The 23,204-nt window shown below is 43.9% G+C and carries 26 protein-coding genes and 1 tRNA gene; 3 read left to right on the top strand and 24 right to left on the bottom strand.

Annotated elements, in window-relative coordinates:
- Nucleotides 1-45: 45 nt before the first annotated feature.
- Nucleotides 46-303: a hypothetical protein gene (locus tag BROSI_RS19695; RefSeq protein WP_157842382.1), complete on the bottom strand. Its 258-nt coding sequence runs from the start codon at nt 301-303 to the stop codon at nt 46-48.
- Nucleotides 290-724, bottom strand: coding sequence for a group II intron maturase-specific domain-containing protein (locus BROSI_RS20360; protein WP_052562568.1), 435 nt, complete (start codon nt 722-724; stop codon nt 290-292). The genes BROSI_RS19695 and BROSI_RS20360 overlap by 14 nt, the downstream gene beginning before the upstream one ends.
- Before the next feature lie 254 nt (nt 725-978).
- Here BROSI_RS20360 and ltrA point away from each other — a divergent pair, with 254 nt between their 5' ends.
- The gene (gene ltrA / locus BROSI_RS04495; RefSeq protein ID WP_200891682.1) at nt 979-2,340 is read left to right on the top strand and encodes a group II intron reverse transcriptase/maturase; all 1,362 of its coding nucleotides are present in this window, start codon (nt 979-981) and stop codon (nt 2,338-2,340) included.
- A gap of 466 nt (nt 2,341-2,806) precedes the next feature.
- On the opposite strand, the gene BROSI_RS04490 is transcribed toward ltrA, so the two are convergent.
- The 8 genes from BROSI_RS04490 to BROSI_RS04470 all read right to left on the bottom strand — a co-directional run bounded on the left by BROSI_RS04490 (nt 2,807) and on the right by BROSI_RS04470 (nt 8,813).
- Entirely contained in the window at nt 2,807-4,033 is a 1,227-nt protein-coding gene (locus BROSI_RS04490; RefSeq protein WP_082059031.1) for a pyruvate synthase, read from the bottom strand.
- Between the two features lie 19 nt (nt 4,034-4,052).
- Nucleotides 4,053-4,859 (bottom strand): DUF3307 domain-containing protein, encoded by an 807-nt coding sequence (locus BROSI_RS04485; protein WP_082059030.1) that lies wholly within the window; start codon nt 4,857-4,859, stop codon nt 4,053-4,055.
- A complete protein-coding gene (locus BROSI_RS04480) occupies nt 4,859-5,566 on the bottom strand; it encodes a SatD family protein (protein WP_052562566.1) in 708 nt (235 codons plus the stop codon). The genes BROSI_RS04485 and BROSI_RS04480 overlap by 1 nt, the downstream gene beginning before the upstream one ends.
- A gap of 727 nt (nt 5,567-6,293) precedes the next feature.
- Nucleotides 6,294-6,731 carry a type II toxin-antitoxin system VapC family toxin gene (locus tag BROSI_RS04475; RefSeq protein WP_052562564.1) on the bottom strand — a complete coding sequence of 146 codons (438 nt, stop codon included), beginning with the start codon at nt 6,729-6,731 and terminating at the stop codon, nt 6,294-6,296.
- Nucleotides 6,732-6,890, bottom strand: coding sequence for a hypothetical protein (locus tag BROSI_RS19690; protein ID WP_157842381.1), 159 nt, complete (start codon nt 6,888-6,890; stop codon nt 6,732-6,734). It abuts the gene before it with no gap.
- Nucleotides 6,865-7,014 (bottom strand): type II toxin-antitoxin system Phd/YefM family antitoxin, encoded by a 150-nt coding sequence (locus BROSI_RS18905; RefSeq protein WP_157842380.1) that lies wholly within the window; start codon nt 7,012-7,014, stop codon nt 6,865-6,867. Before BROSI_RS18905 ends, BROSI_RS19690 begins: the two co-directional genes overlap by 26 nt.
- Nucleotides 7,015-7,187: 173 nt before the next feature.
- The gene (locus BROSI_RS19685) at nt 7,188-7,364 is read right to left on the bottom strand and encodes a hypothetical protein (RefSeq protein ID WP_157842379.1); all 177 of its coding nucleotides are present in this window, start codon (nt 7,362-7,364) and stop codon (nt 7,188-7,190) included.
- 525 nt (nt 7,365-7,889) lie between these two features.
- Nucleotides 7,890-8,813 (bottom strand): 2-oxoacid:acceptor oxidoreductase family protein, encoded by a 924-nt coding sequence (locus BROSI_RS04470; protein WP_052562562.1) that lies wholly within the window; start codon nt 8,811-8,813, stop codon nt 7,890-7,892.
- A gap of 297 nt (nt 8,814-9,110) precedes the next feature.
- On the opposite strand from BROSI_RS04470, the gene BROSI_RS04460 reads away from it, so the two are divergent.
- Nucleotides 9,111-9,758 (top strand): thioredoxin family protein, encoded by a 648-nt coding sequence (locus BROSI_RS04460; protein ID WP_285442669.1) that lies wholly within the window; start codon nt 9,111-9,113, stop codon nt 9,756-9,758.
- A gap of 147 nt (nt 9,759-9,905) precedes the next feature.
- Here the strand turns inward: BROSI_RS04460 and BROSI_RS04455 are convergent, their stop codons facing one another.
- The 6 genes from BROSI_RS04455 to ribH form a co-directional block, all read right to left on the bottom strand.
- Entirely contained in the window at nt 9,906-10,508 is a 603-nt protein-coding gene (locus BROSI_RS04455; RefSeq protein ID WP_200891681.1) for an LOG family protein, read from the bottom strand.
- Between the two features lie 7 nt (nt 10,509-10,515).
- Nucleotides 10,516-10,686, bottom strand: a complete 171-nt coding sequence (locus BROSI_RS19680) for a hypothetical protein (protein ID WP_157842378.1) — start codon at nt 10,684-10,686, stop codon at nt 10,516-10,518.
- A 33-nt stretch (nt 10,687-10,719) separates the two neighbouring features.
- On the bottom strand, nt 10,720-11,439 hold the full coding sequence (locus tag BROSI_RS04450; protein ID WP_082059028.1) for a succinate dehydrogenase iron-sulfur subunit: 720 nt from the start codon (nt 11,437-11,439) through the stop codon (nt 10,720-10,722).
- A 59-nt stretch (nt 11,440-11,498) separates the two neighbouring features.
- Nucleotides 11,499-12,839 carry a signal recognition particle-docking protein FtsY gene (ftsY, locus tag BROSI_RS04445; protein WP_157842377.1) on the bottom strand — a complete coding sequence of 447 codons (1,341 nt, stop codon included), beginning with the start codon at nt 12,837-12,839 and terminating at the stop codon, nt 11,499-11,501.
- Nucleotides 12,840-12,962: 123 nt separating this feature from the next.
- Nucleotides 12,963-14,243, bottom strand: a complete 1,281-nt coding sequence (nusB, locus tag BROSI_RS04440) for a transcription antitermination factor NusB (RefSeq protein WP_052562554.1) — start codon at nt 14,241-14,243, stop codon at nt 12,963-12,965.
- Between the two features lie 93 nt (nt 14,244-14,336).
- Nucleotides 14,337-14,831, bottom strand: coding sequence for a 6,7-dimethyl-8-ribityllumazine synthase (ribH, locus tag BROSI_RS04435; protein ID WP_052562552.1), 495 nt, complete (start codon nt 14,829-14,831; stop codon nt 14,337-14,339).
- A gap of 287 nt (nt 14,832-15,118) precedes the next feature.
- Here ribH and BROSI_RS04430 point away from each other — a divergent pair, with 287 nt between their 5' ends.
- Nucleotides 15,119-15,586 carry a Mut7-C RNAse domain-containing protein gene (locus BROSI_RS04430; RefSeq protein ID WP_052562550.1) on the top strand — a complete coding sequence of 156 codons (468 nt, stop codon included), beginning with the start codon at nt 15,119-15,121 and terminating at the stop codon, nt 15,584-15,586.
- 132 nt (nt 15,587-15,718) lie between these two features.
- Here the strand turns inward: BROSI_RS04430 and BROSI_RS04425 are convergent, their stop codons facing one another.
- The 8 genes from BROSI_RS04425 to BROSI_RS04395 form a co-directional block, all read right to left on the bottom strand.
- A complete protein-coding gene (locus BROSI_RS04425; protein WP_157842376.1) occupies nt 15,719-16,342 on the bottom strand; it encodes a hypothetical protein in 624 nt (207 codons plus the stop codon).
- A gap of 220 nt (nt 16,343-16,562) precedes the next feature.
- On the bottom strand, nt 16,563-17,315 hold the full coding sequence (locus tag BROSI_RS04420) for a M48 family metalloprotease (RefSeq protein WP_052562545.1): 753 nt from the start codon (nt 17,313-17,315) through the stop codon (nt 16,563-16,565).
- Between the two features lie 193 nt (nt 17,316-17,508).
- Nucleotides 17,509-18,027: an HPF/RaiA family ribosome-associated protein gene (locus tag BROSI_RS04415; protein WP_052562544.1), complete on the bottom strand. Its 519-nt coding sequence runs from the start codon at nt 18,025-18,027 to the stop codon at nt 17,509-17,511.
- Between the two features lie 235 nt (nt 18,028-18,262).
- Nucleotides 18,263-18,336: transfer RNA gene (locus BROSI_RS04410), tRNA-Gly, on the bottom strand.
- 1 nt (nt 18,337) lies between these two features.
- On the bottom strand, nt 18,338-19,378 hold the full coding sequence (gene mnmL, locus BROSI_RS04405) for a tRNA modification radical SAM protein MnmL/YtqA (protein WP_052562542.1): 1,041 nt from the start codon (nt 19,376-19,378) through the stop codon (nt 18,338-18,340).
- Between the two features lie 176 nt (nt 19,379-19,554).
- Nucleotides 19,555-21,567 (bottom strand): diguanylate cyclase domain-containing protein, encoded by a 2,013-nt coding sequence (locus tag BROSI_RS04400; protein ID WP_052562541.1) that lies wholly within the window; start codon nt 21,565-21,567, stop codon nt 19,555-19,557.
- A gap of 146 nt (nt 21,568-21,713) precedes the next feature.
- Nucleotides 21,714-21,902 (bottom strand): carboxypeptidase-like regulatory domain-containing protein, encoded by a 189-nt coding sequence (locus BROSI_RS21245; protein WP_082059339.1) that lies wholly within the window; start codon nt 21,900-21,902, stop codon nt 21,714-21,716.
- On the bottom strand, nt 21,848-23,176 hold the full coding sequence (locus BROSI_RS04395; RefSeq protein ID WP_082059026.1) for a PQQ-dependent sugar dehydrogenase: 1,329 nt from the start codon (nt 23,174-23,176) through the stop codon (nt 21,848-21,850). The genes BROSI_RS21245 and BROSI_RS04395 overlap by 55 nt, the downstream gene beginning before the upstream one ends.
- Nucleotides 23,177-23,204 lie beyond the last annotated feature (28 nt).

Raw genomic sequence — 23,204 nt, 5'->3', positions numbered from 1 at the left:
TAAGTGGAAATCATGGATTCCTGTTTTCGCAAAGGCAACCTTGTTTCACGTTATCTGTATTTCAGATACTGCACTCGGCAGGCCAATATGGTATCCTTGGGCGCAATCTACTCCGTATTCCAACAACAACTGTAGCGTTTCCTTAAGCTGGTAGACTGGAGGCGCTAGCCTCCAGCCCACAATCGTCGCCGGAAGCACTGGACAACGTGCAGTGCTCCCTTTTAACCATACGTCTTTCTCGTAGTTAGCGACCCCACAGCGTTGCTCTCGAATAGAGAAAAGTACCCTATCATGATTTAGCACATACCTTAAGAAATTCTCGTTCAAATGAGAGTAACCCCAATTTGAAGAAACGGTGAGTAGGGAAACGTTTATTGTCTGTTCTCCACTTTCTTGAGAACTTGAAGCATCGAAGCCTCATTCGTACCCAACAGTCTAATGAGCGATCAAGTTTCTTCACATCGCCCAGCCGAAAGTAATTGACATGTCCCCGTATCACAGGGTTTAATCTATCAATGAGCGTGCCCAACGAAGGGTAGTGCCTACTAACGGGTGCAAGTCCCGTCATGGCAAAAGCCGGAAGCCATGTAGCTTGGATGGCATGGGGTGATGGAAACGTTACCTTTTGAAGCCCATCGACAAAGTGTCGCAAGGCGGCATGAGCAACTATCCGGGTTGTAACGAGAGTGAACGTAGAAGTAGCCTCGTAAAGATTGATATCCACTGGCCGAACCTCTTCAATTTAGGTGAAGGCAGAACCGATGTATTGATACTGGCGTGACGATACAAAGGCGGTGGCGGGGTAGCAGCGGCGACACGGATGGAAAGAGGAGCTATCAACTGGGGAAACCCTCCTTGTCCCTTGCGGAAACGTAAGGAGCAAATGTATGCCTTATAAGTTAAAAGGCGAAGTGGGCAGAAAGACAAGAGGGTGGCGGATGAGTCCGTAGTAGTGAAGATGGCAAGGACAGCATAACCTTGCCGGAGCGAAGGGGCTCTGCTGTATCTAAATCTTTCTTTAGAGGTGAGGCAGGGAAGAATGACAAATGCTTCCATAAGTCTGCAGGAACTGAGAGGAAGATATACATCAAGGCGAAGACCGACAAGCACGGGAGGTTTTGGGGATTATACTGTCATATCAGCAAGGATGAACTTCTGAGAGAAGCCTATCGACTGGCAAAGGCCAACGATGGAGTACCTGGAATCGATGGGAAGGACTTTGAGGACATCGAGAGGGAAGGACTGGAAGGATTTCTGGAAGGGATAAGGCAGGAACTCCTCGAACGGACGTACCGGCCGTTGCCCAACAGACGGGTAGAGATACCGAAAGGCAACGGCAAGACCCGAACCCTTGGAATACCGACGATAAGAGATCGGGTAGTCCAAGGGGCACTGAAGCTCATACTTGAGCCGATATTTGAGGCAGATTTCAAGGACTGTTCCTATGGGTACAGACCGAAGCGTCATGCACATCAGGCGATAGATCGGGTGACAAAAGGCATACTCCACGGATTGACCAGAGTAGTGGATGTAGACTTGAGCGGATATTTTGACAACATAAGGCATCACAAACTGTTGGAAAAAATAGCCAGGAGGGTGCAGGATGATGACATTCTGCATCTTTTAAAACTCATCCTCAATGCGAACGGGCGGAAGGGAGTGCCGCAGGGTGGAGTGATATCTCCGCTACTATCGAACATCTACCTGAACGAAGTGGATGAGATGATGGAACGGGCACGGGAAGTAACCCGACGTAAAGGATATGATAACCTTGGCTTTATACGGAGTGCGGACGATATGGTCATACTCGTGCACGGGCATCCGAAAGAGGACTGGTTGCTCCAGAAAGTACAGAAACGACTCAAGGAAGAGCTGGACAACTTAGAGGTTGAAATGAATCTGGAGAAGACGAAGGTAGTAGACCTCAAAAAGGGAGGTAGTTTCAGCTTTTTGGGATTTGATATACGCCTGAACCGCAATTGGAAAAGCAAGATCTATGTCAGCAAGACGCCGCGGAAGAAGAAGTGCATTGAAATCGGCAAGAGAATAAGAGCAGTGCTCAAGGCAAACTGGAACAAGCCTTTAAAAGAAGTAATTCAGGCAGTAAATGCAGTAATACGAGGTTGGGTGAATTACTTTCGGATAGGCAATAGCAACAGTACTTTCTGTAAAGTGAGGAATTATACTGAGAAGAAGGTGAGACGGTTTGTCACGAAGAGGAAGAAACGCAAAGGCTTCGGCTGGAAGCGGTGGAGTAGGGAGGTAATATATCAGGAATGGGGATTGTATAATGATTATCGAATACAATACTTACACCCGAAAACAGCTTCATGTCGATAGGTGTATAATGCCTTGCTGAGAAGGGAACAGGAAAGCCGTATGAGGGAAAACCTCACGTACGGTTTGACGAGAAGATGCTGGAAATAGGGTATGGTTGAGATATTGTGACACTCTCAAAGGAAACGGAGAGAAACGGGGAACACTAACTTCAGCCTGTAGCTACTACGCCAGTGTTTTACTCTACCGGCTTGCAGGTTGACGCCTTGTGTGCGTCTGGTGATGTCTCTGATGGTGTTCCTGATTTTTCATCAGGACAGGCTCTTGAGTTTGTCCAATGATTTCGTGCTTATACCCTTGTATTTGCCAGAAAAATCGTATCCGAGAAACCTGAAGCCTTGTTTGAAGTTCGTGAGATTGGTTTTATCCTCGCTCACTAGTGAAAATACATATAAAAATGCAAAGATTATTCCTCATTTATTTTAACTTTTGTCAATTGTGATAAGTCGACTTCTTCAATTTACAATTCTTACTTCTTTCCAGCCATAGTTTTTAATCTCTCCATATCCTTCCATTCCCCCTCTGTATAAAGGAGCCGGGGCGCCTCAACTTTTCTTGTCCCTCCTGCCTTAATCATGCTATCGAAGATAAATTCAAACTCCTGGGGGCTTATGTTTTTCCCCCCAAGTCCGCCAATAAAAGATAGTAAAAGAGGCATTTCTTTTTCATTAAACAGTGCACCGGCAATCTCCGAATACAAAATACCTCCCTTCCCTACACTGATATTCTGGTCTAAGATAGCCACGACTTTCTTTCCTTTCAGCACCTCCTTTATATCTGCCTCCGGAAATGGCCTCAAGAGCCTCAACTTCAAAAGCCCTGCCTTCATGCCATTCTCCCGTGCCTTTTCTACAGCGGCCTTTCCCAGGGTTGAAAAGGAATTGGACATAATCAGGATATATTCGGCATCGTCTATCATATACCCTTCGATGGTATTATATCTTCGGCCAAATATCTCTTCAAATTCCTGAGAAACCTCTTTGTAAATATCCAGTGCCTTCATGCTGGCCAGATGCATCTGGTATTTAAAATACGAATAGGAGGAACCTCCAATGACTGCCAGGCCCTGTGCCATTGGCTGGCTTGCCTTGAAAAATGCATGTTTTGGTTGGTAAGGTGGCAGAAACCTCCGGACTTCATCTCTATCCGGTATATTTACAGGTTCCCTGGTAAAGGAGAGATGAAATCCGTCCATATTTACAAAAATGGGGAGAAGGACGCGCTCATCCTCTGCCAATCTGTATGCCATCAGGATCGAGTCCAGCACCTCCTGGCATGTTTCACAGTGAATTTGCAAAAACCCCGAATCCCTGGCTGCAAGGATGTCATTATGGTCGGGTTCCAGCGTTATCGGGGCTGATAAGCCCCTTGAAACGTTTACCATCACAAGGGGCGCCCGCCACCCAGCTACGGTATAGAGCATCTCAAAGCCATACAAAAGCCCCTGACTTGACGTCGCAGTAAAAACCCTTACCCCCGTTGCTGATGCGGCCCCTGCCGCAGTAATCATGGAATGTTCTGAATCTAAAGAGACAAAGCTGGCGTCCATAACCCCGTCAGAAATCCACCTTGCTAGTGTCTCGATAATCTCTGTCTGTGGTGTTATGGGGTATGTCGGTATATAATCGACATTGGCCAGCCTCACACCCCAGGCAACCGATGCATTACCCGTAAGCATCTCTCTTGTTATTCCCACAGTATCTTCCTTTCAAATCCTAAATTTCAAATAGACCCCAGGAGTCGACATGGTCTGAATTACTATTTTCCGGTACCAATGGGTATTGCAGTATCCAACTCGTGAATACCCCCAAAATAATTGCTATAACAAAACTAATCATGGTGCCGATTAATATGTATTCTGCCTCTTTTCGGCAATTTGGGGTTCGAATCTCGCCGAACCGAAGGATCGATTTTGCTGCAATCAGGAAACCGATGGCTTCAAAGTGTCCGAGCAGGACAAACGTCAGTATCAGGAAGCGTTCCAAACGTCCAATCCATAGCCCAGCCTTCTCCAAACCCTGGGAAGCCATTTCTCTTATTTCCTCTCGCCACGGTTTTGTAATTCTGCCGATCCAAACACCTGCTGGCCAGATTACCACAATATAGGACAAGATTACTGCCCAAAATTTTACATTTGCTGTGCGTGAGACCAGGAATGTAACGATGCCTGATATATTACCATGTATCAGTAATATCCAACATCCCAAAATAATGATCAAATGTCCTGATTGGTCAAACAGGAATGACCGGACGGTGTCATCTCCTTTCGATTTTAAACCATCTCGCAAAACGTGTGAAATAAAAATAACGAGCGGGAGCCAAAGCGCATGCCAGAATCCTACAAAAATATATGCGAGCATCCCGGCAAATGCCCCATGCGCACAAAGCCAGCCGGGTATCTTTTTTCCTCCGAATCGCTGCCCTGCCCAGGAATCCCTTTGAAACAAAAAGTCTGCAATCATGTGGGCTACAATAAGGCGGAGGAGTGGTAACAAATCATTTTGATTCAATGAACTGTGCATTATAAGCCTCTGTGCTTATTTTGTTTCATTATAAGCCCCTGTGCTTTATTTCCAGCAATGAGCTGTTCATATCGGCGGCATAGCTCTTCGATGGCCCAGCCACCAGCGCTTTTCAAACGCTGGCGGACGGCTGGTTGGGAGATACCGAAATCCTTCGCAGCCCTCTCTTGCGTTAAACCCCGGATTTGCCCAAGTATTGCCTGTGACTGTTCGGCAGACCATCTGTTTATCAGGGCATCGAGGAGAGCACATTCTATGCCAAGTTCTGTATCAATGTCTTGCCAGGGAGTTCGGATGAGTAATCGCTGATCTCCTTTCATCTTATCCAAAATCGGTCCGGAACGGCGGAATGCCTCGCCATCTCCTTCAGACCCGCGACCTGCTGGAAGGAAGTCGATTGATCCAACCCCCACGGCAATCCGTGCATCCAGTGCATAGCGACGCTGTTTTGCTTCAAAACCGTGTCGCAAACCAGCACGAATAACAATAGCTATACGGAGGGCCGCTTCTGGTTTTGATAACACCCCCTGGAAACTATCCCCACGATGTATTTCAAAAGGTGCGCGTATTCCGTCAGGCAGGATATCTTTGATGGTTTTGAACGAGGATTTTAGGACCGATAATAAATGGCTCCGCTGGCTGGCAGTAAGTTTTGAAGATCCAACGATATCACCTGTTATCACTGCATAAAGCCCACTATTTTTCATACCCCATATTCTCCGGCGCCTTTCCGAAATTATAAGTCTTCAGGATTATATGTATAGTATATAAGCCTTAGGGATTATAAAACAAGATAATATTGGCAAACGGCTGAAAATTTAAGAATCTCCGACTATAGACATCGGGCCTCTATCTTGGTAAAGGCACCTGAGACTGCGGAAAATATTTCAGATGTTTCTGCGAGTCCTCTCGTCGAAACAAAACGGCGTGAGAATGTGCAGTATTTTCGGTGTGTTCCCACACCGAAACATCAAGACGGCTGGCTTGATTTTTAGTACTATGAATATCAGTAGAAATATATATTTCATACAATGTTATATTTTCTCTTGGAAAAACACGGACCCATGATCTGAGTATAACACGCAACATCTGTTCAGCTTCATTATCAGTAATTACCCTACCCAAGTAGTCCTTAAAAGTAGTTGTTGTGAGTACTTCTCCACCTGTACCGGCAAGAATATGAGTTGAATTCGTGCGAACGTAATGAGATAAAAACCTGAAAAGAACCCATTCAAGGGGAATAGCCTGTCTGAAACCAGGATAATCCGCGTAAAGTTCTTCGCTCGCTCCAAGGAGCGTTCTCCATTTATCTGAGTTAGATAAAGGATTTTCTCCCTCTACGTGAAAGTCTATAAGACCCCGGTTAAGTGCTCGACTACTATCCCTTGCAGGAAATACAGAAAGACTTTTCTGTTCCTTCCATTGGTCAGCAGTTCAACCAACAAAATCAGTCTTTAACCTTTTACCATTGGTAAATTCAGCCTGCCTTTTATCAGAGGTCACAAATGTCAGAGCTATTCCTGTTGATTCCTGAAATAGCAGTGCCGAGGCTATGTGGACAGCATCAAGGGTTTGCACATCTGAATGCAAGAGAATTTCCTCGGTCCTCCTTAATACATCGTCTGTAAGCCTGACTATTTCAATATACGGCAAGTCTTTTTTCACGCGGTTTACCAACCTGTCAAAGGTCTTATCATCTATCTCTTTCCCTTGCCTTCGCTTTGAGAAGGCTGAAAAACACTCGCTCGTAAGAATAGCGGAAGCAAAGAGTCTGTTTTTTTTAACCAGCTTCCTTACCTTGTTGGAACTCTTTTCCTTCAGGAATATCTTCAAATAGGCGCTTGTATCAATATATATCCAGGGCAGGTTCATTTAAGACCTTTCTTCCCTTCCCTCTATGACGGTTTCGGATAAAGGCTTTCCTGTAATTGCAATAGCTCTGCCAAGCGGCAACCTCCCTTTAACAGCCCTTCGCAATATTCCATGATCTTCCAAACTTTTGATCTTATCGTCTGGCGTCCCCTCTTTCATACAGCGGCTTGATAACGGCAACGGGCTTTCCCCTCTCCGTTACAACAACCTCCTGCCCTTCTTTGACTAGCTTCAGGTATTTTGAAAAGTGCATATTTGCTTCCCTTAATCCAACTTGCAGCATATCCATCCTCCTAATTGTAGTTACGTTGCTACATTTTATCTGTTTATACATTTTGTGTCAATTTGTATTCAAAGACCTCCGGGGTATTTCAGCTTGCTGTTTTTGGGCTATTTGATTTATAAGATTCTTAACACGAGAGCCCACCCCTGAAGCCCCTCCCTGGAGGGGATTTTTTACTCCCCTCTCGAGAGGGGATTGGGGGTGTGTTCATTTGCAACTTTAACATCATTCATCCAATCAGAAGGGGGGGCATCGTTACTGGTCTGGTAGTGAAAATAGCTTTTGTATTGTTCAATAATATGCCGGGCTAAAGGATGTCCAATCCTGTAAATTAACCCGTAACTTTTCATGCGCCTTCTCATTGAGGTTTTCTAACAAATATTCCCAGGCACCTTTTGAAATTATAAGTCCTCACCATTATAAGTACAGTGTATAAGTCTTAGGACTTATAAAACGAGAGAATATTGGCAAATGACGAATATTTAAGAAGCTCCAGGCTATGGCAGTAAGCCATGTAACGATACCTGAAACCGTGAAGATATTTCAGATGTTTGGCGAGTCCTCTCGCTGAAACAAAATAGGCGTGCATGGGTTTCGGTGTGGGGGCACGCCGAAACATCAAGATACAAAAAAATCCATGTAAGTCCACCACTTATTGTAATTTCCCTTACTTTTAATGTAAGAGTTAAGGGGTTGAGGGGGCGAATTCCCCTCTGTGTCAATAATAATTGGACACAGAGGGATCCCCCGTTTTTATATTCGTTAGTTAGCGTTTGGATGAATCTTGAACTTACTTCTAAATACCTTTTTTAAAAATTGCTTATGGCTATGTGCCGATGTGGCGGGAAGTTTCTCTATCTGTGTCATTTGACCTACTATGCATGCACCTCCCGCACCTTCTCTATTGCTTTTACAGGGCACTCTTCAGCACATATCATACAGCCCTTGCAGTTATCGTAATCCGTATAGGGAAAGCCGTCTTCATTCACAGCAATGCAACCGTCTGGACACCGGGCGACACAGGTCATACATTTGGTACAGGCTTCATAGTTCCAGACGGGCTTAAATACCCGCCAGTTACCCGTCTTTCGTAGAGGGGTATTCCCTGTGGTGTTTATGGTGGGACTGGAAATCGCAGCAGGTTCGAATGGTACATCAATGACAGGACTTCCTTTTTGTATGGCTTCCGTAGTCTTTACTTCTACAGGCTGAATGGCACGAAAACAATAGAGTGCAGCCTCTATGTTTTTTGCAAGAAGTCCTTTGTCGGTTAATATCTCAGACGTCTCCTTTTCAACCGCCTTTCTTAAGGAATCCGCTTTGAGACCGGCAATCCTTGAGGCAACACCACCAGCTAAGGTGCTTAGGACAGGCAATCCCAGTATATCAAGGCCGATCTTCGTTAAGTCCAGGGTAATAACCTGTGCTGTTACTTTGTACTTGTCCTTTGCCTCTGCCGGACTGTGGGTGGTATTTATAAAGACAACACTGCCTTCTTTTAGTCCCGATAATAGATTCGCCAGGGGATCATCCAGAAGTGTCTCATCCATTACGATCACAATGTCCGGCTTGGAAATCACACCTCGTTCCAGGATGGGTTCTTTTGATATGCGTGTGAAGGCTGCTATCGGTGCGCCCCTCCTCTCGGCACCGTAGAGTGGGAAGTCCTGAGCGTAGTAACCTTCAAGAAAGGCGGCAGTGCCGAGTACCCTGCTTGCCACCTTTGCCCCCTGACCGCCCCTGCCATGGAATCGCACTCTGAACATGTTTTTAACTCCGAAAGCTACAAATCGGACCATGAAAATTCCTTTTCATCGAATCTTTCTATACCGTTGCATTTAGGATTCAAGGTATTTCGGAAAGATAAATCTGATACAACGAAAAATATTGTACTATAATAAATACTGAAGAGGCAAGGATTGTTCTCCTGAATTGTTAGTGGTATAATTGGTATGTAGGCACCAAACAAGGATGCGTGTTTGTTTATGCATAGTATGCTACAGAATATTTTTTGTTGACTCTGGAAAAATATTGTGTTATAGGTTCTGTATGTATTTTTAATCTATCCTGCCACATTTTGAAAAAGGAGGATGGTCATGTTAAAATACGTTTTGCCATGTCTTATTTTATTCGTAGCACCCCTTGCAGTATCACTTGCCGCAGAAACCAAAAACATACCGCCGTCTATTGTATGGGAAAAAACCCTTGAAGATGCGATTACAAAGGCAAAGACAATGGGAAAGCCTGTCTTGTTAGACTTCTTTGCACCCACCTGAACAGGCTGTAAAACATTGGGTACCGTGACGTACCCTGATGCCATAGTTGTAGATTACGTCAGTAAAAAATTCATTCCTCTGCAAATCAACGTTCAAAGCGGTTCGGATATTCTCAACAAATACCGGGCATTTTGGACACCAACCATCGTTATTTTGGATTCCCTGGGAACCGAATATTATCGCTTCTATGGGTTTTTGCCTCCTGACGAATTTATACCACAATTGCAGTTCGGATTGGGCTTTATGTCACTGCAAAAACAGGATTACAAGAGTGCCGGCGTCCAACTAAAGTGGGTGTTGGATAGATATCCTAAGAGCAATGTTGCTCCGGAAGCACAATATTGGTTTGGTGTTTCGGAATATAAGGCCGTCCATAACGTGGACGCATTACTAAACGCGTGGAAGAAAATCAAGAAGGATTATCCCGGGAGTATTTGGGCAAAGAAGGTTTCTTTTGTAAAGGATTGATTGTTTTGTAAGTTTTTTATAACGGTTCAGTTTACTGATTTGAGTAAGCAATCGGTAATGGAAATTCATCCCTCTCTGTCTATTGCCAACTGCGTACTGTCTGCTGCATTTTCTGGGTTGCGGTCACGGCCGCAGTAGGATTATATATTACGTCTCTTTCCAATCGATCAATTGGGGAACCTTGTAAAGGGGTTTACGGCGGATGAGTTCCGACAGGAGTTCTTCGGGGTCGTGAGATGTTATCATGAGTCGGTGATGTTTTGTTTGTATAAAACGATCTTCTCGTGCATGATTTATAAACGCCAGTAATAAATCAAAATATCCTTGTACATTGAGTAATCCAATTGGTTTTGCGTGCAGCCCCAGTTGTGCCCAGGTAAGAATCTCGAAGAATTCATCAAGGGTTCCAAAGCCACCTGACATTGCAATAAAGGCATCAGATAATTCCGCCATCATGGCCTTTCGTTCGTGCATACTCGATACCATTCGGAGTTCTGTCAGGCCAGGATGGGCAAACTCTCTAGAAGCAAGGGCGTGTGGAATTACACCAATAACCTGCCCCTTTTCTTTTAAAACAGCATCTGCAATGATTCCCATCAGACCAATACTCCCTCCGCCATAGACAAGCCCCATTCCATGTGATACAATGGCCTTACCTAGTTGTTGAGCAACGTCTGTATACACCGAACGCGCGCCGGCATTGGAGCCACAAAACACACAGATGCGTTTTATAGGGTCATCACCTACCATGTGTTACCTATATCTTTGCGCCTGTTTTATAGAGGGTATTCAGAATGTTCATAGCGAGTTCCGTTGCCTGAGACTTTGAGAGGTACAATTCATAATCGTCGGTATCTTTTTCACCTTCCACAACAATCTCAATGCCCTCTGTCCTTGCAACGACAATAATTTTTTTCTTTTCTTCCATACTTGCCATCCTTCTTTAAATAAAAGTTCTTTTCTAAATTTTGTTTTTAACAATTGCCATCTTCAAATGGGCAATAGAACCACTCGGATTCAGGTCTCGGGGACATACCTCCTGACAGTTGAACACCGTATGGCAACGCCACACGCCATGTTCACCGTTAATAATTGCCAGACGTTCCTCCTTTGCGCCATCCCGGTTGTCTGATACAAACCGGTCTGCCGTAAGGAAAGCCATGGGGCCAAGGTACTTTTCATGTGATGCCGTAATGGGACACGAGGAATGACAGCAGGAGCAGAGGATGCAATCGGCCAGGGTATCAATTTTCACCCTTTCTTCCGGACGCTGTATCTGTTCTCCCGTTGCTGGTAATGGTTTTCCGGGCATCAGGTATGGTTTGATATGCTCGTACTTTTCCCAGAAGGGTTTCATATCAACGAAGAGGTCTTTGTGTATGTGCATGTGGGCAAGCGGGCGGATCGTAATGGTATTTGATTTGAGTTTTGAAACCAGGGTGTTACAGGCCAGGCGATACTTTCCATTGATATGCATGGCACAAGAACCACAAATAGCCTCCCTGCAAGAAGACCGAAAGGCCAGGGAGTTATCCAGTCGCTGCTGGATATAATTGAGCCCCTCAAGCACTGTCAGGTCTTTCCGGATAAAAGGGATTTCAAATTTCTGGAAAAACGGCTTTTTATCAGTATCTGGATTAAAACGGAGAATATGAAAAAAAACCTTATCGCCTCTCATCATGTATTTTCTTTTTTGGTTCCCTTTACATTTTCGGTGTACTCTGCAGGAAAAATAGTATACTATTCAAACAAGGCATTCACAAAGGCGTCAGGGTCAAATTTCTCTATATCATCTGCTTTTTCACCCAACCCGATATATTTTACGGGAATGTTTATTTCATTGCGCATGCCGAGAACGAAACCGCCCTTTGCCGTACCATCTAACTTTGCCAAAAATATTCCTGAAATGTCAACAGCCTGCTTAAACATCTTTGCCTGGGAGATGGCATTTTGTCCGGTTGTGGCGTCGAGTACCATCAGAACCTCATGGGGAGCACCGGAAATTCTTTTGGAAATAACCCGTTTCATCTTGCCCAGTTCGTTCATAAGATTTTCATGGGTATGGAGACGACCTGCGGTATCCACAATGACGACATCGATGCCCCTTGCGATACTTGCTTCCAGGGCATCGTATGCTACCGCTGCGGGGTCAGAACCGGTTTGATGTTTTACAATCTCTGCCCCAATGCGTTTGCTCCAAATATCCAGCTGATCAACGGCAGCAGCCCGAAAGGTATCGCCTGCTGCAACCATGACCTTTTTGCCATCCTTAATGAAAGTGTTAGCGAGTTTTGCTATGGCCGTGGTCTTACCAACTCCATTTACTCCCACAACCATAATAACCGTAGGGGGAGTGGGGGCATAATTGATGTCGACTTGAAGAGACCGCAGGCTTTCCTTGAGTCTGTCTTTTATAAAATCATATATCTGTGAGGTTTCAATTATTGTTTTGGATTTCCATGCTTCGTGTAATTCGTGTACTAATTTTTGGACGGACTTTACACCGATGTCCGCACCAATCAGTATATCCTCCAATTCCTCAAGTACAGATTCGTCGATTTTTCTCCTGAAAGAAAAGAGGTTTTTCAGACGGGCCCAGAAACGACTACGCGTTTTCTCTAAACCCTTCTTGAGTTTCTCTGACGAAACGGAAGTTTCCTCTTCAATGTGTTCTTCAACAACAGCAGTTTCCGGCAAAACAGAAACAATCTCTTCCGGTGGGGCCAGGGTCTGACTTCCGGCTTCATCTTTACCGGCAATAGTTTCCGGTAAGACCGAAACCGATATTTCTGAAAGGATAGAAGTTTCTTTTTCAAGAAATTCTTCAATAACTGCAGTTTCCTGTGAGATTGGAACGAGCCGTATCGTATCACCTTCTATAATGACAGCCTTTGGCGCTTCTGCTGTAAAATTTTTTAATCGGTGCCAAAAACTACCCTTGGGTTTTCCTCTGCCGTTTTTCCGGTTTTCAGATGATCCTTCAGACTGCTTTTTCATGTCTTCTTTTTTGCGAATGGCTTCCGGTGTTTCCATTCTCGTTTCATCCGATGTATTTGTGTCTTTCTTCGAAGTCTGTGCCATTAGGTTATTATCTCCTGACAGATTTCTACAAATCGACCATCCTCAAAGGACATCTGTTTTGACCTTTGAGAACGTTCTGTCGTTCAATGAGTGTGTTGATAAATTGATAAAATGAACTTTCCATTACGTGGGACATTTTTGCCTGAGTTTCCTAACAAGATCCCCCGGCACCATTACTTTAGCGATAGGACTGTCTATCTTTCGTTCACCGTGGAAGTCTGAGCCACCGGTTACAGCCAGGTTGTGTTTCTTTGCAATCTTGAGATACTTCTCGACTGTCTGTGGGGTATGAGACGGATAATATACCTCAATCCCTTTCAGACCGTATTTTACCAGATCTTCAATAACATTATCTCTTTGGGTTAGTCCTGGATGAGCGAGAACCGGCACACCCCCGGCATCTCTGATTAACTCAATAGCCTGTTGCGGTGTCAATGTTTTTTTGGGAACGTATCCAGGCTTATTATCGCCTATATATTTTGAAAATGATTCTACAATGGAATCACAATAGCCGTGTTTCCATAGCATTTCTGCCACATGCATACGTCCAGGGGAACCTTTTCCGGCAAGCGTCAAAATTTCCTGTGGATTAATATCAACCTGGAGCTTGCGTAATTTTTCTACCATAGCATAAATACGGTTTATGCGGTCCTCGCGGGATTGTTTTATTACTTTTTGTAAAAAATTGTTATTCACATCAATAAAATATCCCAGGATGTGAATTTCCGATGGGCTGAGATATGAAGAGAATTCTATGCCAGGTATGATATGGATATTTTTGCCCTTACCGTAACCATAGGCTATTGTAACACCGTCAATAGTGTCATGGTCCGTAATTGCAATAGTTGAAACACCGAGTCGGATAGCCTCATCCACAACCTCTTCTGGCGCCATCGTCCCATCGGAGTAGTTCGTGTGTACGTGCAGGTCTGCATTTCCGTAATCTATTTCTGCCACATTCTGGAGAATGGAAGTATACCTGCTGTCTTTCAATTTCCCATTTCCAAACTGGGTATAAATTTTGTCTAAAATTCCGTTTACAAACGTCCCTGAATTTTTCGTGCTGAATTTTTTTGCAAGTTCTATGGCCTCGTTGATTGATACCTTTGGCGGGATATCATTTCTGTACAGTAATTCATAAACCCCTAAACGCAGGATATTTTTATCAATAATAGCCATGCGGCGTAATTCCCAGTGCTCTGTAACACTGGAGATTTTTTCGTCGATTTCTTTTATCCGTGACCGGCAACCGTTGACGAGTGCTATGGCAAACTGATAGATATCCTCCTTTTCCGTGCTGTTTTTGCAAAAGGTATTAATCTCATTGATAATTTCATCACCGCGCAGATCAAGTTGGTAAAGGGATTGAAGGGCGAGTTCGCGGGCAATCGTTCTGTTGCGCATGGAATATTTGGTTTTTAATAAGAGCAACTTTAAATAAATCTACAATTGAAATAACTGATTACGAAAAAAGAAGGGTAAAATGCCGATAGCGGGTTACTGCCTTTTGATTGTTTTTATACCGGATTGCATCTGTTCAAAAAGATTTACCATCTCTATGGCTGATATGGCAGCCTCTGCGCCTTTATTTCCGGTCTTTGCGCCAGCACGGTCAATGGCCTGTTCCAGGGTCTCTGTTGTAATCACACCATAAATGGTTGGAATTCCTGTAGATAATCCAACATGTGCAATACCTTTGGCAGATTCGTTTGCGACATAGTCAAAATGAGGTGTTTCGCCACGGAGGATTGCGCCTAAACAAATTACTGCATCGTATTTACCGCTTTGCGCAACCTTAAGGGCGGCGGCTGGTATCTCACAGGCGCCGGGTACCCAAAAAATATCAACATCCTCTTCTTTTACACCGTGCCGAATAAGTCCATCGATTGCACCATCCAATAAACGTTTTGTGATAAAATTATTGTATCGGCTAATGATAATTCCAAAAACCTTTCCCGCACCAATTAAATTACCCTGAAATTCAACGCCCATAACATAAGTCCCTTTCCGGGTTTTACCAACAGGATACAATTTTTACTTTAACCTAGAGAGTTTTTAGAGATCTTTATACAAAAACCATTCATTTTTGGGGTTTGAACGAATATACTATGGAAATTTCCCTCCGATAAGATGATAATACTAGCATATGCCTGTAAATCTTTCAAGGCTTTTCTCTTTGCTCTTCTGATGGAATTGCTATTCGGAACAGTGTTCGTGCGGCCTGCTTTTTGATTGATACGTGTCCAAAAGGATGAGTCCAAAGACAATGCTATTTCTCTATGACTACGGAACCTTTCAAGTTTATTGCTGATGCCATGCTTGGCAAGCTTGCACGATGGTTGCGCATAATCGGATATGATGTTGTGTATGAATCTTCTATTTCTGATGATGACCTTATTGCAAGGGCCATTCGTGAACACCGCGTTATCTTAACGATGGATAGGAAGCTAACTGAACGTGAATCCGCAAAAAACTCCCTGCTTATCAAGAGCCCGTATTATACAGAACAGCTCAGGCAAGTTATCAACCATTACAACATCGATTATAAATCGGGTATTTTTACCCGATGTTTGCTTTGCAATAGACCGTTGGATGTTGTTGAGAAGGAAAAAATAAGAGACAGGGTGCCACCCTATATTTATTCGACACAGAATGAATTTGATGTTTGCCGGCAGTGCTGTCGCGTGTACTGGTCAGGCACACACAGGGTAAAAATGCTGGAAATACTGAATAAAATATTGAAATAAGATAACTATTGATAATTAACGGCATAAAGTATGCCTTCGGCTACTTTCCCAATGGAAAGCATAGAGAAGCTTCACTCTCCACCGCAGTTCTGAAATTCCTAACAGTTACATGTGTAAATCAAACGGAGTAATTTAAACAAATACATATCCCTCTCGCAGGCAGTTATCATTATCAAGAGCGGTAATACCAATTCTGTTGCGGATGGCACGGAATGTAGCGACCGTAGCAATGACGCTATCAAGGGCGTCTCCGTAATTGTCATCCAGGGCTGCCAGACGGACTGTTCCGGGGAGGGACATGCCACATGCTTCTTCTACCCAGGTAAGGATACGTGTCCTGGCTGAATAATGTGATCTGGAACTCCCTTTATAGGGAAAATAGAGATGCGCCTGTTTTAAGGTCGAAGCAGGGCAAACTTCCAGTAGCCATGTTTTGTCCGGCAGTGCTTTTTGCATGGGGAGCACACATACCAGATGGTCCCGGATTAGCGGGGAAAGTATTTTACAGATGCCAAAGTAGGTTTGACGATAGAGCCTGAGGTTGTAAGGGGAAAAGGGTGTCTGGCATTCTTTATCGGTAACTCGCTTGAGTTCGTATCCACCAGAGGATGAGCGGAGAATCTTCCTAAACGCTTCGGCGCTGGGATAGTTGCGTGGAAAGGATAACACAAAATCCTCCCACCCTTCCTCTTTTACCAGACTCTGAGGCAACCCAAAAGGGAAGTCGATCCCGAAGGCACCCGGACGTTTTTCCATGATGAAATTCCGAAGTGCCGCCATACACTCGTTACGCTTACTCCCTGAGCCGGGGAGGGCTTCTGCCCGGAAACAGTCTTTGATTTGCAGGGTATTCTTTTTTCTTATTCCGCTCGCAATCCATATCTTTTTACCGGCGTTTGCTGCACCACTAAAATCGACACCGTAAACAGATTGCGGACAATGGAAAAGATGCAGCTTAAATATTCTGCTTTTGAACTTATTCTTTATTATTTTTCCCTTTTTCTAAAGTGGAAAGGTACTCTTTTAAATGATTTATTCTGGAGTTAATGAGTTCTGCTGAGGAGCCAGGACCTGCCAAGCCAAACATATTTTTGCGAATCATGAGGCTGAGATGTCTTTCCAAAAAGTCCAGCAGACCGCTGGGATTAAATCCGGCTTTCGATGCATAGAAAACACCCGTTGTATCGGCATCCTGTTCAAATTCTTCGAGGTGGCTATTTAATAGTAACAAACTCTCAGGTGAGTGAGTCCCGTTATTCTGTCGGGAAAGGATTTCCATCACCTCGTGATACAATTTTGAAGCGTGATGCAAGGATGCATGAGCCACTTCGTGGCCGACAATTCCAGCCACCTCGTCTTCTGTTTGAGCAAATTTGAGTAATCCGTAAGTTAGATAGATATGCCCGCCAGGGGCAGAAAATGCATTGATCGAAAATGACTGAAGAATGGTGCAGGTGAAAGGAAGTGTATTTCTATCAGATACCGTCACGAGTCTTTGCGTAATGTTGCTGACGACCATGTTGAGGTCAGGATCATTTTCCAGATAAAAATGATGCCTTATATATTCATCAACTTGTTTTCCTAACTCGATCTCTTCTTCATCGTTCATTTCTGACGGAGTATCATCCAATTGCCAAGTGTCGTCAGCAGTTATGCTATACTGCCCATTGGCACAGAAGATAACCGCAAGAACAAAGATAATGAACAACAACTTTCTTTGTAATGCCATAGCAAAAAGTCTTACGAGAACGATATCTGTAAGCAAAGAACGCAAGGGATAGGTAATTGGACTAAGGTTACGATGTCTGTTACGCTAATCGGTGAATGTTTTACGATACGGACTTCGTTACCGTTTATCCAGGAACACTACTTTAATTATGAAAAGGTTTGGTATTTGATGTCAATCAAAAATTTGAATGCTGTCAAATTACTTTGACATAAGTGGCCTGTGGTCCTTTTTCACCCATTTCTTCAGCAAAACGTACCTCCATTCCGATCTCCAGTTGCTTAAATTTATGGTTCTGTACGCTATTCTCGTGAAAATAGATTTCCCTGCCATCCACTGTGGTAAGGAAGCCGTAGCCCTTGTCCTGGAATAGAGTACTTATGCGGGCACGGAGTGGCTCCTCATGTCGTTTTACTTCGCCGCGCTGTCTTCTGGCAAAATCCTCCAGCTTACGGCGCGCATCATGAAAGGCGTCTCTTATTGCAATATAGAGGTCTGAGTTCGGATCAAGTTTTACTACAAGTTCCACACCGGGGACGGTCATATCGATACATACGTTATACAATGACCTGTTGGGAAGCGCCTCTACAGCGACCCTGCAGCTCATAATCCGGCTGTAATATTTATCTAAACTTTCTGCATGCTCACGGATGTTTGTCTTGATCGCTTCAGTGAGTTCTAAATTTCTCGAGGTAATTTGCAGCGGTAATATCATCGTATTTCCTCCATAAAATCCATTGATTTCATAATAGTATCGATGGGGCTATTGTAGCAATCAATTATGGTCATGTCAACGTAAAGCATCTCTATTTGTCATTTCCCATTATCTGCATTGCAACGAGTAGGCCGATATAAACTCTTTCAAATTTTCAGCGCTGTTGTTAGGGCAGTTTGTGTACGGGTGCGATTTATGAATTTGCTATTCTGACCGGGATTCTCCAATTTTGGAATGGAGCGGGCGAAGGGAATCGAACCCTCATACCCAGCTTGGGAAGCTGGTATTCTACCACTGAATTACGCCCGCATTATATTTCTATGGTATGCAATTTCGACTCTTCGGAAACTTGTCCCTGTATGTTTTGGACAGGAAATGGTGTCGAGTGATTTATCGCAGGTACCGACACGTTATACCGTGAACCTTGCCAGGTGCCTCTTTGTTCCAATTCCCGTGTAATTCCGTAAGTGATCTCGGCCTTACTGGCCTTCCATATTGGCGATATAAGGAAATTGCCATGCGTGTCACCTACGAGTCTTTGTATGGTAATATCCGATGGAATACGCTCCAGAAAATCGGCGGCAAGCTGAATATAGGTATTCATATCCAGCGTCTGTACCTTCCCCTGAAAATACTCCTCGGCCAGTGCCGTATTTTTCGCAACATATAAGTGGTGAAGTTTGATACCCTGTATGCCCAGGGTTGCCACAGCCTCGGCTGTTTCCATCATATCGTCCCTCGTTTCTCCAGGGAGACCTAAGATAACATGAACACATATATTGATGCAAGTTTTTTTTGTGCGATTTATGGCATCCAAAAATATCTTGTAATCGTGTCCCCGATTAATTCGGTCGAGAGTCTTGTTGTGAATAGATTGGAGGCCATACTCAATCCAAACGTGGTATTTTTTTGTATAACTTTCGATGTGGCTGAGAATAATATCCGTGACGCAGTCTGGCCGCGTGCCAATAGAAATTCCAACAACATCTTTATCTGTTAGTGCTTCTTCATAACGGTCCTTTAAGGTTTCTACGTCTGCATAGGTATTTGTAAAGGACTGGAAATAAGCAATAAATTTTTCAGCACCATATCTCTTTTTATGGAATACCTTGCCTCTTTCAACTTGCTCCTTAATAGAAAGAGAATGTCCTTTGACATTTGGACTGAAGCTTTCATTGATACAATATGTACAACCACCTACCCCGGCGCGACCATCACGGTTCGGACAGGTAAAACCTGCATGAAGCGGAATCTTGTGCACTTTATAAGGAAAACGTTCTTTCAGGTATTCACGGAATGGATAAAATCGATACCTTACCAGATACGGCTTTTGTTGAGATAACAGAGCCACACTTTTCATATGAATAATTTAGCACGAATATGAAGAATTATCAAATACAAACTGGCTGGGTTATGCGCCAATCTGATGGTATCTTAAGCGCTTAACTGTGCTGCTAATTATTTTATCATCCCAGTTCCACATTCAAAGATCCTAATCTGGGTTGGATTGGGAAATCACCTTGTACGCTATTTCTGTTTAAAGATGGCATTCATATCAGATTTGTAGAAGCGATAGGTATTTTTTCCGCGTGCCTTGGAAAGGTACATGGCAATGTCGGCCTTTTTGACCAAATCTTCTTTGTCATCCGCATCGAGTGGATAGAGACTAATTCCAATGCTCGTAGTGGTGTGGATTTCATGGCCTTCAAGCCGAAAGGGCTGGTTTAATGCATCAATAATTTTACTTGCGACAATGATTGTATTGAGGGCATGAACCAGATCAGGGAGGATGATCGTAAATTCATCGCCACCCGTGCGAGCGATCGTGTCACCCTCGCGAACACATCGCGTCAGCCGCTCGGCGACCGCCTTTAGCAGCAAATCACCTATGTGGTGTCCTCGTGAGTCATTAATGGTTTTGAAGTGATCCAGATCAAGGATCATAACAGCCACCATCCCTCCGTTACGTTTCGCATGGGCTATTGCGACTTTCAGACGGTCATGAAATAAATTGCGGTTGGGTAGGTTGGTGAGGGTATCATGATAGGCCATGTGGGTGATGCGGGACTCCGACTGCCTGCGTGCAATCGCGTTTCCTATAATCTCAGCCATAATGCGTAGCAGTGCAATATCTTCTTCATGCCATGGGTCAATAGCCACGACATTGTCAAAACCAACAAACCCGGCCAATTCCTTTTCGGCATATACCGGAAGGATTAGTATTGCCTTGATACCCTGCTTCTTAAATTCCTCTTTTTCGGCTGCAGCCTCAGGCGGCATTTTGGAAACATCAGCAATATGAATTACCTTGCCAGCATGCAAGTTCTCCATCAGCCAGGGCAACATCGCAGCGGGAAGATTTTGAAGATGCTGGATTTCAGATGCGACCCCTTCGTCACACCATTCATGGGTGTTGTCCATAATTTTGCCGTTATCACGAAACTGGAAGAGGTATGCTCTGCTGGCTTCACTCAGCCGGCCTGCATCGGCCAATGATTTAAAAACGGCATTGTTAAAATCCGAAAGAGTAACAAATCTTGTGGAGATATTGGCAACGGTCTTTTCAAAGTCTATTCTGCGCCTGAGGGCATCTTCCGATTGTTTTCGTTCGATGAACTGGCCGATCTGACCGCCTATGGCGGCCATCATCCTGAGCAAGTCTTCATCCGGTGGTTGTATCTCATGGCTAAAAAATTCAATTACACTCAGGACATGGTTTCCGAGCAAGATGGGAAAACCAAAAGCCCCGTACAATCCCTCCTTAGCGGCAACCGGTGCGCGGGGAAAGTTTGCATCAGAAACGACATTCGTGATCCAGAGGGGTTTCTTGCTGGCATAAACACTGCCTGGCAGTCCGATCCCAGATAAAAAGGTAATCTGCCGGGTAAGCGCTTCAAACTCCGGAACCTTCACTGAAGGCTTGTGCCAGATTTCAGCACAATTGAGCACGTTGGTTTTTCTATCAACGGTCCAGAACGCGCCTAAATCCCATTCCAGGCTTTCACAGATGGCCTGAAGAATTTTTGGGATGGCTTCTTTGAACGTGTCAGACTCTGCCAATGCCTGTGTTGTGGCATATAATACGCTTTTACGTCGTTTAATTCGTTTGGACTCGGTAATGTCAATCAGTGTGATAATGCAGCCGATCACCGTATTCTCTGAATTCCGGAGGGGTGAGGCGTTGATGAGTAGATTATATACTTTAATATCGCCGGGGCGAGCGGAGGGGGAATACTCCAGACTCACTTCCACATCCCGAAAGTCTTTGCCACGCAAAACATCTGCAATCCGGAAATTCCTGTAATTCTTTTCTTCCCTCTTAAAACGAATCGGAAAGATAGTTTCAAATGGTTGTAATAATGGCTTTCTGCCACAAAGGATCCTGGCTGTTTTACTGGTGCGAATAATCAGGCCATTTAGGTCGCATACCACAATGGCTTCCATTGCCTGGTCGAGGATTGCATGTGTCAGGCGTTCTGCGGTTACGGTTTCTTCATTCTCAAGCTGTGGTTCCGTTTTTGTTTTATCTTGGTTACTCATATGGGTATTTTGATAATTTCCCGGATGAAAATTGGAAATGCATCTCAACCTGGAAGCAAAGTTAATTCAATGCCACAAATTATCTGAAAAGTAATACCACAGATATACCGCTCCTTCTTATTGTCAAAACATACTTCCATTTAATATCAGATCGGTTTATGCTTCAACTGTTTTTTCATCTCTATCCTGATCTCTTCATCTTCTCCTTCTTCAAGCATTACCGTCTGCCTGCCTTTCCTATATCCCCTTTTCTTTGCCGTGATTTTATAAGTATCAGTCTCTAGATCTGTGAATTCAAATGATCCTTCTGTGCCGGAGAGGGTTTTCTTTCTGATTCAAGTGGATTCCCTTTGATGTCTACAACATAGCCATAAATTTTTCCCCTTTTCCCCGGGATAGGTGACTGTGTTGGCGTCAGGGACAGGGTAGGTATTGGAGTGGGGGTCGCTGTTGGTGTTGGAGTATTTGTGGTAAGTTTATAAATTTTACCATTCAAATCACATAGATAAATTTCATTATTTTTATCAACCCCCAAAGATGAAATATTAATATCTTCTTTTAATAGAAGGGCATTCGTAGCCGGATTAATACCATTATATTTTAATGCCCATACTCTACCGGTACAGTAATCACCATACACATAGTTGCCGTAAAGTTCCGGGAGTTTTTTCCCACGATAAACATAGCCGCCTGTTACTGAGCACCCTCCCTGATCATCATGACCGTATTCCCATATTGGCAATGTGAGTCCGGAAGTATTGCAGGTGGAAGATTTATAACAGTGATTTCCTTCCATGATCTTCCAGCCGTAGTTTTTCCCTTTTTCAATAATGTCAATCTCTTCCCATAAATTTTGCCCCACATCCCCTACCCATAACCAGCCGGTAACAGGGTCGAAGCTGAATCTCCAGGGATTGCGTAAACCATACGCATAAATTTCTTCTCTGTAGCTTTGTGTATTTCCTGCAAATGGATTATCAGGCGGGATACAATAATTTTTATCGTCTGATGTGCAGTTCACGTCGAGACGTAATATTTTTCCAAGGAGAGACGATTTGTTTTGCCCGTTATTCTGAGGATCGCCAGCGGAGCCTCCGTCTCCCAGTGCAATATATAAATAGCCATCAGGACCAAAGGCAAGCTGTCCACCGTTATGGTTGCTATAGGGCTGATTTACCTGAAATAAAATGAATTCGCTCTTTTTATCAGCTGAATTGGGGTTGACTAAACTTACTGAGTATCGTGCAATAATGGAACGAAGGGGCTTAGGCGCCGTGTAATTCACATAAAAATATCCATTCTTTTCATAATCAGGATGAAAGGCAAGCCCCAGCAATCCTAACTCACCGCCAGCAGTTACTTTGTCCCGTATATCCAAAAAAATCCTTGCGGCCTTTACATTGGATCTATTTTCAAAAACATGAATGAGTCCACTTTGTGACACCACAAAGAGTCGATCTGTACCATCACCGGCGTGTTGTAAGTCTAACGGGTTATCAAATGAAAGATTTGGGAAGGCATCTTGTAATTTATATGATTGCTGGGCGTAAACAGCACAGGATATATAAAATACTAAAAAGAAATTGATCAATATATGTGGAAATTTCATAACTTGACCCATCCTGGTAAGGTTGTTT

The sequence above is a fragment of the Candidatus Brocadia sinica JPN1 genome (genome assembly GCF_000949635.1).
GTDB classification, from domain to species: Bacteria; Planctomycetota; Brocadiia; order Brocadiales; family Brocadiaceae; genus Brocadia; species Brocadia sinica.
The sequence above is the reverse complement of the archived record's forward strand: the minus strand, read 5'-3'. Positions and strand labels throughout refer to the sequence as shown.

What these genes read in the sequence shown, in the direction of transcription:
- BROSI_RS04485 (WP_082059030.1), bottom strand. Translation starts at nt 4,859, where the DNA reads ATGCACAGTTCATTGAATCAAAATGATTTGTTACCACTCCTCCGCCTT.
- BROSI_RS04480 (WP_052562566.1), bottom strand. Translation starts at nt 5,566, where the DNA reads ATGAAAAATAGTGGGCTTTATGCAGTGATAACAGGTGATATCGTTGGA.
- BROSI_RS04475 (WP_052562564.1), bottom strand. Translation starts at nt 6,731, where the DNA reads ATGAACCTGCCCTGGATATATATTGATACAAGCGCCTATTTGAAGATA.
- BROSI_RS19690 (WP_157842381.1), bottom strand. Translation starts at nt 6,890, where the DNA reads ATGAAAGAGGGGACGCCAGACGATAAGATCAAAAGTTTGGAAGATCAT.
- BROSI_RS18905 (WP_157842380.1), bottom strand. Translation starts at nt 7,014, where the DNA reads ATGCTGCAAGTTGGATTAAGGGAAGCAAATATGCACTTTTCAAAATAC.
- BROSI_RS19685 (WP_157842379.1), bottom strand. Translation starts at nt 7,364, where the DNA reads ATGAAAAGTTACGGGTTAATTTACAGGATTGGACATCCTTTAGCCCGG.
- BROSI_RS04470 (WP_052562562.1), bottom strand. Translation starts at nt 8,813, where the DNA reads ATGGTCCGATTTGTAGCTTTCGGAGTTAAAAACATGTTCAGAGTGCGA.
- BROSI_RS04455 (WP_200891681.1), bottom strand. Translation starts at nt 10,508, where the DNA reads ATGGTAGGTGATGACCCTATAAAACGCATCTGTGTGTTTTGTGGCTCC.
- BROSI_RS19680 (WP_157842378.1), bottom strand. Translation starts at nt 10,686, where the DNA reads ATGGAAGAAAAGAAAAAAATTATTGTCGTTGCAAGGACAGAGGGCATT.
- BROSI_RS04450 (WP_082059028.1), bottom strand. Translation starts at nt 11,439, where the DNA reads ATGATGAGAGGCGATAAGGTTTTTTTTCATATTCTCCGTTTTAATCCA.
- ftsY (WP_157842377.1), bottom strand. Translation starts at nt 12,839, where the DNA reads ATGGCACAGACTTCGAAGAAAGACACAAATACATCGGATGAAACGAGA.
- nusB (WP_052562554.1), bottom strand. Translation starts at nt 14,243, where the DNA reads ATGCGCAACAGAACGATTGCCCGCGAACTCGCCCTTCAATCCCTTTAC.
- ribH (WP_052562552.1), bottom strand. Translation starts at nt 14,831, where the DNA reads ATGGGCGTTGAATTTCAGGGTAATTTAATTGGTGCGGGAAAGGTTTTT.
- BROSI_RS04430 (WP_052562550.1), top strand. Translation starts at nt 15,119, where the DNA reads ATGACTACGGAACCTTTCAAGTTTATTGCTGATGCCATGCTTGGCAAG.
- BROSI_RS04425 (WP_157842376.1), bottom strand. Translation starts at nt 16,342, where the DNA reads ATGGAAAAACGTCCGGGTGCCTTCGGGATCGACTTCCCTTTTGGGTTG.
- BROSI_RS04420 (WP_052562545.1), bottom strand. Translation starts at nt 17,315, where the DNA reads ATGGCATTACAAAGAAAGTTGTTGTTCATTATCTTTGTTCTTGCGGTT.
- BROSI_RS04415 (WP_052562544.1), bottom strand. Translation starts at nt 18,027, where the DNA reads ATGATATTACCGCTGCAAATTACCTCGAGAAATTTAGAACTCACTGAA.
- BROSI_RS04400 (WP_052562541.1), bottom strand. Translation starts at nt 21,567, where the DNA reads ATGAGTAACCAAGATAAAACAAAAACGGAACCACAGCTTGAGAATGAA.
- BROSI_RS04395 (WP_082059026.1), bottom strand. Translation starts at nt 23,176, where the DNA reads ATGAAATTTCCACATATATTGATCAATTTCTTTTTAGTATTTTATATA.